This is a genomic window from Niabella beijingensis (genome assembly GCF_020034665.1).
GTDB classification, from domain to species: Bacteria; Bacteroidota; Bacteroidia; order Chitinophagales; family Chitinophagaceae; genus Niabella; species Niabella beijingensis.
Window position 1 is genome coordinate 1,598,888 of record NZ_JAIQDI010000002.1, and the last position, 14,028, is coordinate 1,612,915.

A 14,028-nucleotide genomic window follows, 5' to 3' on the forward strand; every position below is an offset into this window, starting at 1 on the left:
AGAAAGATACGGTGCTGCTTTGTACGGGTGTTTTTATTGAATAATCCGCTCAGTTCTATTGAATAATTCACTCATGCAGGCACCCGGCGGATCGCCTTAAAACCTGAAAAGTACGGCACATTAAGAACAGGATCAGACGATCAGCTGCTGTTTTTTGAAATTGTCCCTGAATTCGGCAGGAGTGATGCCCTTGGCTTTTTTAAATACCCGGTAGAAATAGGAAATGCTGTTAAAACCGCACTGGTCTGCTACATCCTGTATGGAAGCAGTGCCTTTTAATTTACGCATGGCGATATTGATCCGGAAGTCGAGCAGATAGTCGGTAAAATTCATCCCGGTATGCGACTGGATAAACCGGGCAAAGGTAGAGCGGCTCATATTGAGTAATGCGGCAGCGTCCGATATGCGGATCAGATCGGTGATGTGCTGACTGACGTGGTCCTGTAACCGGTTGAGCAATGCAGCGCTCCGGGTGATCTCATGCGGCAGGCCACTGGAGAGCTCCCGGCAATCCTCACTTTTTGATAATTCATACAAAAGGATCAGCAGGCGCATCACCGAATAGAAACCATCGTTCTCCATTGTGATGATCTGCAACAGCGGCTGCACCCGTTCGATGGTGGCCTCGCCGAAACAAAGGCCCTTGGCAGCCCGCTCAAAAAGCCGCTGAATGCTGCGGAACTGGTTTTTGTTCAGGTACTGGTCGATCAGCTGCGGGTGGAACTGAATGGTGATCTCATGTATATTGGTGAACGTATGCCCGCCGTCTTTCCAGGCATGTTTCAGCTCGGGGTTGGCAATCAGCACCAGGTCTTTTTTCCCGATCTGCTCTACGGAATCGCCGATAATGCGTTGCGCACCCGCGGCACCATCCACAAAATTGAGCTCAAATTCCGGGTGCACATGCACCGGAAATGTAAAACTTGATTTACGCCGGTCGAACACGACAAAACAATCTTTTTCAGATAACGGGGATTTTTCGCGATAGATTTCCGGTACAACCATTTCTACTTATTATGTCGGTGAGCGTTCCCAAATATAATGATTTTGAGTAGTACATCAGCTTTCCCTGCATGCTGTGTTTCGGTACAGACCGGGTTGCTGCTTAAGAATAAAACAGGCGGTTCCCTTTTTTTGTACGCTGGTTCAAAAAATGCAGCAACAGCGGCCATTTTTTAACTACAGGTATTACTTTCGCGGGTATGGACAGGATATGTTTGATATTATTGTTTTCACTGCTGCAGCAGGCTGCTGCAGCCCAGTTTAACGACTCTGTTAACCATTATCTGAATGCAGGGCTTTCCGGTACACTTAATCAGTCAGCAGGCAATAAAAATTACCTGCTGAACAATGCCGTTAAATATGGCTTTTACAAACGGAAGTCCGGACTGAATTTCAATGCCGGATGGATCTATGGACAAAATAATGATGGGGTGACCAATAATGATTTTACAACAGCGCTGGATTTCAATATTTACAGGGATACCGCATCCCGTTTTAACTACTGGGGACTGACGGCCTATACCACCAGTTATTCCCTTAAGATCAACAACCAGTTCCAGGGTGGGCTGGGCGGGGCCTATAAGCTGGTGGACAATCCACGCCTTTATCTGAGGGTGAGCGACGGGATCTTATTTGAACAAAGCGATATTATACGCCCGGACAGTATAAGGGAGCGTTACAACACGTTCCGGAACTCGCTGCGGCTGCAATTGAAGTGGTATCCCTACAGGATCCTATCCTTTGAAAGTACATCGTTCTGGCAGCCTTCACTGAAGAACAGCAGCGATTATATCATTACCTGTCAGCTGGGATTGAACCTCCGGCTGATCAAATGGCTTTCTTTATCCACCAATTTGAATTATAACCGGCTCAGCCGTACCAATAAGGAGAACCTGTTGTTTACCTATGGGCTGGTGTTTGAGCGCTATTTCTGATCTGGTGAAATACATGACTGGGTTTCCCCGGTTTTCACGGATGAACGACCTGTGCCCATTCTCATTGATCTGAGGTAAAAAATGCAGCAAACACTTACGGGGATTTTTTATTGCGATTGATATTTCGGATTGAAAAATGATTGCGCGTTGTCGTCGGTTGGGTCCCGTACAGCAGTGCGGTGATTGAGGGCGCTGGTGGTGCCAACGGTAAGATCAATCGTAGTGCCGGTAAGCGTAGGTGCAAGAGGTGAGCAGATAAAGACGGCCGCATGTGCGATGTCCTGCATTTCCGGAAGCGTCTTTAACATGGTGTCATTGCGCATCTTTCCAAGGACTTCTTCAGACTGCTCCGGATACATGCTGCTAAATTCCCGGAATACATTGGAATCGGGCGATCCTCCTGAACGGATATTCATTACCCGGACACCATAGGGGCCCACCTCGGCGGCCAGGTTTTTTGAAAAACTTTCAATAGCGCAGCAGGCAGGTCCGAAGCCGCCTACGAGCGGATAGCCGATACCCCCCGGAGTTGCGGTAAGGGAAAGGATGACGCCGCTTTGCTGCTGCTTCATTCTCCGGGCAGCGGCAGTGGCGGTAATAAACTGCGAACGCATGGCCCTGTTTACCGGGCGGATAAAATCTTCAAGCCCCATTTCGGTCAGCGGCATGTCCTGTCTATCTTCAAGGCCGATGAGGTTGAAAGAGATGTCCGGTGCGCGTTCCAGCTGATCGAGGTGCTGCTCCACTGCACGGTTGTCAAGTGCATCCACTACGGCAGTTGCTGCTTTTCCCCCGGATCGGAGGATCGCTTCATATACCGGCTGCAGCGGCTCCGCTTTATGACCCGTTAACCACACCATTGCGCCCTCTTGTGCAAAGGCACGGGCGACGGCGCCGCCCAGGGAGCCCCCGGCTCCATATACTACCGCAATTTTATTTTCGAGCAACATATGATTTCTGTTTGATGAACGATCTGCGTATACATTACAAAGTTAATCCGGCTGTTGCCCGTAGGGAATGAGTGCTCCGCCAATATAAGGGGGGATTTGCGACAACCGGCCGCTATTCCTCTTCCCCGGTATTGGTAAGTTTTGCCATTACAAAAAAAGCACCCCGGGTTACTATTTTTGCATCCGGTGCAATCGGCTTCAGTGGGGTAATACCGCTGAAGCCCACATCTGTAGTTCCTTTTGCCACAGGTATTTTTTCAAAAACATAATCGGTTTCATTTTTTGCTGCATCTGTTTTCTTTTCTTTCAGCACAAAAATATAATCCTGCCCTGCATTTTGTACAACAGCCTCCGCCGGCACAGCTGCCGATACGTTTTTATCAAGACTGATCACTGCCGTTATGTTCATGCCATCGATCAGTCCTGTTTTATCGCCGGTTACTTTAGCATGAGCAGTTACGGCCTTGGTCTCTCCTTCGAAGGAAGCACTTTTCGAAAATATCCGTGCGTCGTATTCCCTGTCCGGACTGTTGGTAATGGTAAAATGGATCTGTTGATTGTCTTTCACCTTTGGCAGATCTTTTTCAAAAACATAAAGGTCCACATGAAGACTGCTGTTATCGATGACCTGCGCTACCATGGTACTGATGTCTACATAGCTGCCCATTTCCACTCCAATGGTGCTCACCACGCCGCTGATAGGGCTGGTAATGGCAAGCACCGATGCCATTCTGCCGTTGCTGATCCCTGCCGGGTTAACGCCCATCAGGCGGATCTGCTGTGCGAGCGTGGCGCGTTGTGTTTGCAGCGTGCGCAGGTTGGCTTCTGCAGCCTGGAGGTTTTTAAGCGCGCCGGCATTGCCTTCCACCAGGTCTTTCTGGCGTTTCAGTTCCTGTTCTGCCAGTTGTATGCGGGCATTGGTGCCCAGGTATTCACTTTGCGCCTGCAGGAATTGGGGATTGGTTACGGTGGCGATGGTTTGCCCCCGGCGTATGTGGTCGCCCGGCTGTACATAAATGGCTTTGATCACGCCGCTGTAAAGCGAGTTGATGGATGCCTTATTCTGATGCGGTACCCGAAGCATGCCATTTACTTTCAGGGTATTGGTCAGCTGTTTGTTTTCAATGGCCCCCAATTCGATGCCCACACTTTTAAGCTGTGCTTCATTTAAAATGGCAGTGGTCTCATTGTCTTCCCGGGCCGTACTGTCGGGCCTTGTGCCGGAAGCTTCTGGCGGGTCAGGGTTTTCGGATGCCTTGTTCCCGTTTTTATCGCTGCAGGAATACAGGGTGATCAGCAAAACGATTGCAATTGAAAATGCTTTCTTCATGTTTTTTATTTTATATTGTTTTAAGACAGTTGTTAACTGCTTAAATAGTGTTATTACTGGTTCAGAAAATAATAGTACTGGATCACGCTTTGATTGTAACTGTTCAGACTTTCCAGGTAGTTGCGGCGGGTGTCGATGGCCTGCGTAAGAAACTGGGCCATTTCCGCAAAGCTGATCTCACCGGCCTCATAGGCCATGGAGGAGGCTTTGATGATGGCGCCTGCCTGGCGGAGGGCAGCTTCTTTATAGAAATCGAGCAGGTTATTGTTGCGCTGAACTTCCTTTAACAATTGGGCCCGCCTGGTGGCAAAGAGCTGCTGATCGTACACCAGCTGCTTTTGCTGTACCTGTGCTTCCATTTCAGCAGCCTTTACTTTATTCCGATTAGCACCCAGTCCGAAAAGGGGTACGGCCACCGATACCGAAAAGCCGGTAAAGGGATCGCTCATACCATACAACCGCTGACTGAAAAAGCGCCCGGAGAACTCCGGCTTATTTTCATTGCGGCTTACACCGATACCGGCTTCGGCGATCTTTATGTTCTGCGACTGCAGGGCCAGTGCAGGGTGCGTTATAAGGGAATCATCCGCTGCTTCACCGGTTACCGGCAGTTTTTGCAGCACGTCTTCTTCCGGCAGCAGCTGAGTGTTGGTATTCAGCAATTGCATAAACAGCTGCTGCTGGATGGAGATCTCGTTACCGATCTGTTTCAGGAATGCCTTTACTTCGGAGGCCTTTACATCCGCTGCAATACTGTCCAGCCCCGGACTGTCGCCGGTACGCACTTTCAAATGGGCCGCATTTTTAAGCCGGGAGTAAATCGTGTCCAGTTCCCTGTACAATTGCTCTTTATCCTTCAGGTACCACAGCTGATAGTATACGGTGCGGATGTCCCTGCGAAGATTGATATCTATAAGACCGGTGCTGGCCTCATAGTACCGTTGCTGCTCTTTGTAAAGGTTGCGCTGAGCCGTATACAACCCGGGCCACGCAATGCTTTGAGAGATCCCGATTTTCGGAATGCCTGTTTTATCACTGGGGCGCAGGTCCTCATTCTCTGCAAAGATGCCGGTCTTTGGTATTGCTGCAGCCGTTTTTACCAGGCTGCCGGCCCGGGCTATTTCTGCTTTGTTGATCCCGTACTGAAGGTTAGCAACGGCCATTTCAAATGCCTGCTTCAGGCTGATGCGTTGTTCCGGTAGCCCCGGCTGTTGCTGGGCCTGAACCGTGGCAACTGGTAAAGCAACTGCCAGCAGTCCGGCGATAACAGCAGCAGGGACAAAGCGCTTTTTGTTTTTCCTCCCCGTTTGAAAAATAATATACAGCAGGGGAAGCACGATCAGCGTAAGAATGGTTGCGGTAATCAGTCCCCCGATGACCACGGTGGCCAGCGGTTTTTGCACTTCCGCCCCGGCACCTGTGGAAAATGCCATCGGGAAGAACCCCATAGAGGCAACTGTGGCGGTCATGAGCACGGGCCGTAACCGCACTTTTGTACCCTCAATAACGATGCGTAATGTATTGCGCATCCCTTCTTTCCGCAATTGATTAAAGGTGCTGATGAGCACAATGCCGTTGAGCACCGCCACACCAAACAGCGCGATAAAACCAACACCTGCAGAAATGCTGAAGGGCATATTCCGGATCAGCAGGGCAAAGACCCCGCCAATAGCGCTCATGGGGATGGCTGTAAAGATCAATAATGATTCTTTCATAGAACGGAATGTAAAATAAAGCAGGAGCAAAATAAGCCCTAACGCAATAGGGACGGCTATCTTAAGCCGAGCACTTGCTTCCTGCAGGTTTTGAAAAGTGCCCCCGTATGTATAATAATAGCCTACGGGCAGCAGTTTGGCTTTCTCCAGTTTGTCCTGTATCTCGGTCACTACCGATTGTACATCGCGTCCGCGCACATTAAAGCCCACTACAATTCTTCGTTTGCCTTCTTCGCGGCTGATCTGTGCCGGACCATCCTTAAAGCTTACTGTAGCCACCTGCGACAGCGGGATCTGGTTACCGTCGGGCATAGGAATATAAAGATTGTTCACATCATCGATGGAAGCACGGCTGGCGCTGTCGAGCCGCACCACCAGGTCGAACCGGCGTTCATTTTCAAACACCACACCGGCTGCTTCCCCGGCGAAGGCGGTGCTTACAGTACGGTTTACCACATCGATGTTGATCCCGTAAGAAGCAAGGCGGGCACGGTCGTATTCGATATTGATCTGGGGCAGCCCCGTTGTTTTTTCCACCTGGGGGTCGGCTGCACCTTTTACGTTCTGTACCACGCCTGCTACTTTATTGGCCAGATCGGCAAGGGTATCAATATTCTCACCGAATATCTTTACGGCAACATCCTGTCTAACGCCCGTCATCAGCTCATTGAACCGCATCTGTATGGGCTGGGTCACTTCAATAAAAATGCCGGGAATCGATTCCAGTTTCTTTGTCATCCGGTCTGCCAGGTCACCATAATCCTGTTTGGACTTCCATTCCTTGATCGGTTTTAATACTACCATCAGGTCGGTGGCCTCCGGCGGCATGGGGTCTGTAGGGACTTCCGCACTTCCCGTTTTGCCCACAACTTCCTTCACCTCCGGAAACGTACGTATGATGCGGCTGGCCTGCATAGAGGTTTCAACGCTTTGCGACAGGGAGGTGCCCGGCGGCAGGCGGACGCCAATGGCAAAATCACCTTCCTGCAATTGTGGTATAAATTCACCGCCCATGCGGCCAAATACAAAAAGTGTAACGACAAAAATGCCTGCAGCAATGCCCATCACCAGAAATTTGACCTTTATGGCTTTTCGCAGAAGCGGCTCATATATACGGTAGAAAAATGCCATCATTTTATCCGCAATGGTTTTTTTACCGGTTATTTTTTTTGACAGCAGGACGGAAGAGATCATCGGGATATAGGTGAGCGATAAAATAAGTGCACCCAGTATGGCAAACGCAACGGTTTCAGCCATTGGGCGGAACATTTTGCCTTCAATGCCCTGCAGGGACAGGATAGGCAGGTACACGATAAGGATGATGATCTGACCGAAAGCAGCGGAGCTCATCATTTTTTTTGCACTGCCTTCCACGGCGGCATCCAGTTGCTGCTGATCCAGCCGGCGCCCCTGATATTTTTCATGAAGATAATGCAGCGTGGCTTCCACAATGATCACCGCCCCGTCCACAATCAGTCCGAAATCAATAGCGCCAAGGCTCATCAGGTTGGCGCTTACGCCAAACAGGTTCATCATGCCCAGGGCGAACAGCAGCGATAAAGGGATCGCGGAGGCCACGATGAGACCGGCGCGGAAATTACCGAGGAACAGCACCAGCACAAAGATCACGATCAGTGCGCCTTCCAGCAGGTTGGTCTTTACGGTGCTCACGGCCCGGTCTACCAGTGATGTACGGTCCAGGTAAGGCTCTACTTCCACGTCTGCGGGAAGGGATTCCCGGATCACTTTCATTTTTTCCTTTACCCGCTGTACCACTTCTGCGCTGTTGGCTCCTTTCAGCATCATAACAATGCCGCCTACCACTTCTTTTTCCCCGTTAAAGGTGACCGCCCCGTAACGTATGGCACTGCCAAATTTCACATTGGCAACATCACGTATCAATACCGGGATGTCGTTTACATTTTTAACCACGATGTTTTTGACATCATCCAGAGAAGTGACCAGCCCTACACCCCGGATAAAATAAGCGTTGGGGCGTTTGTCGATATAGGCACCGCCGGTATTTTCGTTGTTCTTTTGCAGTGCATTGAAAACATCCGCAATGGTGATGTTAAATGATTTCAGCTGTGCCGGATCAACACCTACTTCATATTGTTTGAGTAAGCCGCCAAAACTGTTCACTTCGGCCACACCCGGTGTGCCATATAATTGCCGCGCCACAATCCAGTCCTGCATGGTCCGGAGGTCCATGGCCGTATATTTATTTTCGGAGCCGGGTTTGGGATGAATGGCGTACTGGTAAATTTCGCCAAGCCCCGTGCTTACAGGCGCCAGTTCGGGAGTGCCTACACCGGCCGGTATTTTTTGCTCGGCTTCTTTTAGTTTTTCTCCCATGATCTGCCGGGCCCAGTAAATATCGATGTCGTCTTTAAATACCACCGTTACTACAGAAAGACCGAACCTTGATATGGAACGTATTTCAATCAGTCCGGGTATATTGGCCAGACTCAGCTCAATGGGAAAGGTTACCAGTTGCTCTGTTTCCTGTGCGGCCAGTGTGGGTGTGATGGTGATCACCTGTGCCTGGTTATTGGTAATGTCCGGTACGGCATCCACAGGAAGTTTGGTGGCGCTCCAAACGCCCCAGATGATCAGTCCGATGGTCAGCAGGGCAATGATGAGCTTGTTCCGGATGCTAAAATGAATGATTTTTTCTAACACGCTGAATGCTATTTATATGATAAAAGATGATACCCGGGAGAACAGGATCATGATTAACAGTAAAACGGGGATTGCCTGTGGCCCTCGGCAGGCTGTATACAGCCCATCGGTAATCAGCAACAATTACCGGCGTTTAAAGGCATCCTTAAATCGTCCGAAAAGGGAAGGATCAGGTGTTGAATTTTGGAGGCTGCCAGATGCGGGTCTTAAATCCGGCAAGGTATTGATCGGCATAAAGAACGGGCCTGAACCCGTTTATCAATGGAGTACGGAAGGAAACCGCCGGTGCCAGGGGGATCCCTGCAACAACAGTATTGCAGCAATTGCAAAGGCACAGGGGAGTGCAGTGTTCGGTTGTATGATCATGGCTCGAAGCGGCTTCAAGGGTTGTTACTGCCGCACGGTTACCACAATCATCCCCCCCGTCTGAACAGGGTATGGTGGTGAGCGATAACAGGTAAAACCCGAAAAGAAACAGGAACCATTTCATTGTCTGCAAAACTAACCCATAGGCATTTGCTGAACAAATAATCAGCCGGTTATTAATGTAACCATAGTGCAGAAAAGCTTTAAGGGATCAGCATAGAGTTTTGAGAATTCAGAATTGGAAGGGTAGAAGAGGATAATGCCATCTGTACAATAATAACTAAATCTCAAATATGAGATCTCAAGTCTGAATTCTCAATTCTGACCACTCATCGTTTATATCCTTTCTCTTCCAGTATGCGTACGGCATTCTTATACGCCATATCCAGCATTTGCGGTACACCCCGTTTATCAAAAAGGCTGTATTGCGTCATATTAGGCGGATCAAAGAAAAGATCGCAGGCACGGGCCTTTGAATAAACCGAGTTGCCGATGGCGAGATGAATCACCCGGTCGAATACTTTACGGGCGCTGATCTTTTGCATTTCATCATACACCAGTGAGTTTACATGGGAGCCGATCAGAAAATCGCATTTTTTGTAGATCGGTTCGATCGGGAAATTGTTGAGAATACCCCCATCCATATACACTTTAGCGCCGATGCGGACCGGAGGGAAGATATAGGGAATACTGGCAGAGGCCAGCAATGCCTGGAACAGCTTTCCATCCGAAAAATATTCGGTGCGCCCGTAGGTGATCTCGGTAGCCGCAATATAAAACGGTATTTTCAGTACGCTGAAATTGTCTTCGGGAAAATATTCCCGGAACAGCCGTTCCAGGAAGCCGGTATTAAAAATGCCCGTTGTGCCCAACCGGAAAGAAGAGCGGGAAAAAAAGGTTGTCTTTATGACAATCTCCTGCATTTTTTCAGGAGAGAATCCCGCCGCATAAAAGGCTCCGATGATGGCTCCGGCACTGGTGCCCGACATTACCTGGGGCTTTAGTCCGAACTCGTCCAGTGCCCGCAGTGTGCCGATATGGGCCACACCGCGCATACCTCCCCCGGAAAGGGTTAAGCCGATGACCGGCTTTTTTTTACGAAAAGAAAATAATCCCATTATTAACAAAACTTGTACGCCTCAAAATACTGTTTTCAAAATGCACATGGTTTATTGTTCAAATAAAGCAAAACTGCCTCCCGTCCAGGTTTTGTCCTTGTTAAAACGCACACCGATCATCTTTCCCTTGCTCAGGCGGGCAAGGTTGTTGACCGGGCGGGGACGTGCGGCACCTTCTTCCCAGAAATAAAAGATCCGTATCTCGGCCTTTGCCGGTTCATCCGGAGTCTTTATGACCGCCGCATATTCCACTTTTTTCTGGAGGATCCAGTTTTCCGGGTCGTTGATCGCAGCAATATCACCGGGTGTCACATCGATCACCACACCCTGCCCGGCAAAAGAGAACAATGGTTTTAATACATATTGATCCAGTTGCCCGGGTAGCTCCTTCAGCTCATTTAAAAAACGGGTCTCCGGTATATTGGGATGCTGGATCAGGGGAAGTGTGAATTTGCTGATGCGGTAGAACCAGTTGGGATGGGTTACCCATTCCACATCAAGGTCATCAAACAAAACGGCGGCCTTTTCCTGAACGGATATGTCCTGCTGTTGCAGTTCATCGAAGATCACCCGGTTGTAGATCCGTTTGACCCGGATTTCTTTTTCATGGTTGCGATAAAATAACTGATTCCCTTTCCGGATGAGCTCCGTTACGCATACCATTGGTATTCCCAGGTAGTCTTCCGTGCAATAAAAATCAATATTGGTTTTTTGTTGCCGGGGAAAAAGCTCCAATAGGATCACCTGCTCCGGATCTTCATCACCCACTACGATCTTCCTAAAAAGTTCGAGATAAGTTTCCCGGTTTAGTCCGTCCAGGTAAGGAGCGTAGCCTGCGACAGCGCCAAAATGTTGCTTAAACACATCATCCAGCAACACCTGGTAGCCAAAAAGAGAGGGGAAGCCCTGCATCTCGATCAGCTGGGGCTCCAGCATCCCTCCGGCACCATGACAGATACCGAAATCAAAAGCAATAAAGTGCGGATGACTGTTCTCGTTCGGAACCCTGAATGCATCGGGGATCGCCCGTCCGGTCTTTTCCTTAAAATCTGGCCGAAGGATCACATCAACGATCTGCTCACAGGCACTGATCATCTGATGCGCGAATTTCTTTGGGATAAATACCGGGGTCTCCGCAATGCGGAACTGAATGGGAGTGGAATGGCTGTTGAGCGCCTCTACAAAGGCCTGGAATTTTTCATCGGTGAATGCGGTATTGTAAGCCTGTCGGAGTTCCGGAACCATAATAATAAGTAATATTAAATTCTTTTAACAAGATACTGCTTTAAGTTGAGATTTGGGACCTGGATCCTGAGATTTAGAATTTAGTATTGGGTATTTGGAATTCCAGCATTTGGTATTTGGTAATTTACCCGCTTATTTTGCATCTATGAAGCACTTGGGCGCCTTGGGGAAGTATTTCTGGAAATACCGGATCCGGTTGGGAGCGGGGATCCTGTTTGTGGCATTGTCGAATTACTTTAATGTATTGTCGCCGCAGCTGATGCGTTTTATTGTGAACTATGTCGACCAGTCGCTGGCGCTTACGGGCAACCCGCAGGCTGCTGAGAACAGGGGATATGATGTTCTTGTAAAGCGGATCGTAGAATGGGTAACACAGTACAGCAGCATTGCAACCGTTGTGCTTGTTGCCAGCATCATCATCCTTTTGCTGGCATTGCTGCGCGGCTTTTTTATGTTCCTGATGCGGCAGACCATTATTGTAATGAGCCGGCACATCGAATACGACCAGAAGAATGAAGTATACAATCAGTACCAGCGGCTGGACAGTTCCTTTTTTAAAAGGCATACCACAGGCGATCTTATGAACCGGATTGCAGAAGATATAAGCCGCGTGCGTATTTTTACAGGTCCGGCGATCATGTATATTGTAAACCTGCTTACAGTGATCGTGCTCAGTGTTTTCTTTATGGTGCAAAGCAGTGTGGAGCTGACGATCTATGTGCTGCTGCCCTTGCCGGTGCTGGCGGTGATCATCTATTTTGTAAACAGTAATATCCATAAGAAGAGCGAAAGAATACAGGCGGCGCTGTCGGACCTTACCACCAATGCACAGGAATCCTATTCCGGTATCCGGGTGATCAAATCCTTTGTTCAGGAGAATGCCATGTTCCGCTTCTTTGCCGAGAACAGCGAGCATTACCGGAAAAATGCGATTGCACTGGCACGGGTAGAGGCCATTTACTTTCCTTCGATCCAGCTGCTTATTGGTATCAGTACGCTGTTCACGATCATGATCGGCGGACTTTACTACATCAATCATGAACATCAGATCACGCTGGGTACTATTGTGGAGTTTATCGTATATGTGAACATGCTCACCTTTCCGGTAAGCGCCATCGGGCTTACCGCCAGTATGGTACAGCGCGCAGCGGCCTCGCAAAAACGGCTCAATGAATTTTTGGACATTATACCGGAGATCAAAAACGAAACCGGGGCCACACCACTTCCGCTTGATGGTACCATTGATTTTAACGAAGTGAATTTTACCTATCCGGATACCGGTATAAAGGCCCTGCAGCAGTTTTCCCTCTCGGTAAAGAAAGGCGAAAAAATAGCCATCACCGGAAGAACGGGAAGCGGCAAGACCACCATTGCCCAATTGCTGCTGCGGATGTATGATGTGGACAGCGGTAATCTTGTATTAACCGGCCGGAATATAAAGGATATGGATATCTACCGGCTGCGGGAACAGATCGCCTATGTACCGCAGGATGTATTCCTCTTCAGCGATACGGTGGAGAACAATATCCGGTTTGGCAAGCCGGGCGTGGGCAGGGACGAGGTGGTAGCTGCTGCCGAAATTGCGGGTGTGGCAAAAGAGATCGAAGGATTTGAGAAAGGATATGATACCCTGATCGGGGAACGGGGGGTAACATTAAGCGGCGGACAGAAACAACGGATCTCCATCGCACGTGCCTTGATAAAGGAGTCGGCTATCGTGATCTTTGATGATTCATTGAGCGCTGTTGATGCCAAAACCGAAAAAGAAATCATGGGCCGGCTTAATCAATACCTTATGAATAAGACGGCGATTATTATCACGCACCGTGTCTTTTCCCTTCTTTCATTCGACCGTATCATTGTACTGGATGAAGGCAGGATCGCAGAACAGGGATCACACGATGAGCTGATGAAGATCCGCGACGGATTTTATGCCCGGCTGTATCACCGGCAGCAGATGGGGATGGATGCCGGAACGCACTGATTCAGGCCTGTTTATGCGTTTTTACATAGTTGTTTTTTTGAATATAAAAATTGTTTGAAAAAAATTGGTAAAACTTCAATAAATTTAATTTTTATTGAAAACATACATATATTTGTTTGTATATTAATCTTTTTATTTACCAAAAAAGAAACACGTGGAGAACGAGCATAACGATCGAAAACTGGAGAGCATTTACAGCAAAAGACTCCGTGCCGGAAAAAGAAGAACTTATTTTTTTGATGTAAGATCTACCAAAGGAAACGATTACTACCTGACGATTACTGAAAGCCGGAAACGCTTTGATGACAATGGTTATGACCGACACAAGGTGTTCCTTTACAAAGAGGATTTCAACAAATTCCTGAAAGCACTGAATGAAGCCATCGATTATGTAAAAACAGAACTGATGCCCGACTTTAATTTTGATGCGTTCAATCACGAAGATTATGATGAGGAGGGTGCTCCCGCATATCAACATGGGGGCAACTCGGTCGCAAGCACCCAGGCCCCAACACCTCCAGCGCCAGAATCTGAACCCGAAGCACCAGCATCCCAGCCGGATGCTACGGAAGAAAAACAGGAAGAGCCGCCTTCTTCAGATCAAAGCAGTAATACGGCTGCCTCCGGTGATCATGAAGAGGTTGAAAAATGGTAAACGATCTTTTTATCTATAGCAAAGCCGTCTGTAAACAGGCGGCTTT

At 48.7% G+C, this 14,028-nt stretch carries 10 protein-coding genes; 3 read left to right on the forward strand and 7 right to left on the reverse strand.

Translation table 11 applies throughout. From position 1 onward, the window contains the following. Positions 1 to 132: 132 nt before the first annotated feature. Positions 133 to 1,005, reverse strand: coding sequence for an AraC family transcriptional regulator (locus K7B07_RS22695; protein WP_223712830.1), 873 nt, complete (start codon positions 1,003 to 1,005; stop codon positions 133 to 135). 197 nt (positions 1,006 to 1,202) lie between these two features. Between K7B07_RS22695 and K7B07_RS22700 the strand changes: the two genes are divergently transcribed. After that, the gene (locus K7B07_RS22700; protein WP_223712831.1) at positions 1,203 to 1,937 is read left to right on the forward strand and encodes a DUF481 domain-containing protein; all 735 of its coding nucleotides are present in this window, start codon (positions 1,203 to 1,205) and stop codon (positions 1,935 to 1,937) included. Positions 1,938 to 2,044: 107 nt separating this feature from the next. Here the strand turns inward: K7B07_RS22700 and K7B07_RS22705 are convergent, their stop codons facing one another. The 6 genes from K7B07_RS22705 to K7B07_RS22730 form a co-directional block, all read right to left on the reverse strand. Continuing rightward, on the reverse strand, positions 2,045 to 2,887 hold the full coding sequence (locus K7B07_RS22705) for an SDR family NAD(P)-dependent oxidoreductase (RefSeq protein WP_223712832.1): 843 nt from the start codon (positions 2,885 to 2,887) through the stop codon (positions 2,045 to 2,047). A 112-nt stretch (positions 2,888 to 2,999) separates the two neighbouring features. After that, positions 3,000 to 4,217 carry an efflux RND transporter periplasmic adaptor subunit gene (locus K7B07_RS22710; protein WP_223712833.1) on the reverse strand — a complete coding sequence of 406 codons (1,218 nt, stop codon included), beginning with the start codon at positions 4,215 to 4,217 and terminating at the stop codon, positions 3,000 to 3,002. A gap of 53 nt (positions 4,218 to 4,270) precedes the next feature. Next, entirely contained in the window at positions 4,271 to 8,614 is a 4,344-nt protein-coding gene (locus K7B07_RS22715) for a CusA/CzcA family heavy metal efflux RND transporter (RefSeq protein ID WP_223712834.1), read from the reverse strand. 169 nt (positions 8,615 to 8,783) lie between these two features. Further along, on the reverse strand, positions 8,784 to 9,104 hold the full coding sequence (locus tag K7B07_RS22720; RefSeq protein WP_223712835.1) for a DUF6660 family protein: 321 nt from the start codon (positions 9,102 to 9,104) through the stop codon (positions 8,784 to 8,786). 205 nt (positions 9,105 to 9,309) lie between these two features. Then, positions 9,310 to 10,098: a patatin-like phospholipase family protein gene (locus K7B07_RS22725; RefSeq protein WP_223712836.1), complete on the reverse strand. Its 789-nt coding sequence runs from the start codon at positions 10,096 to 10,098 to the stop codon at positions 9,310 to 9,312. 51 nt (positions 10,099 to 10,149) lie between these two features. Next, entirely contained in the window at positions 10,150 to 11,343 is a 1,194-nt protein-coding gene (locus K7B07_RS22730; protein WP_223712837.1) for a hypothetical protein, read from the reverse strand. Between the two features lie 145 nt (positions 11,344 to 11,488). Between K7B07_RS22730 and K7B07_RS22735 the strand changes: the two genes are divergently transcribed. Further along, positions 11,489 to 13,327 carry an ABC transporter ATP-binding protein gene (locus K7B07_RS22735; protein WP_223712838.1) on the forward strand — a complete coding sequence of 613 codons (1,839 nt, stop codon included), beginning with the start codon at positions 11,489 to 11,491 and terminating at the stop codon, positions 13,325 to 13,327. 154 nt (positions 13,328 to 13,481) lie between these two features. Next, a complete protein-coding gene (locus K7B07_RS22740) occupies positions 13,482 to 13,982 on the forward strand; it encodes a DUF3276 family protein (RefSeq protein WP_223712839.1) in 501 nt (166 codons plus the stop codon). Positions 13,983 to 14,028 lie beyond the last annotated feature (46 nt).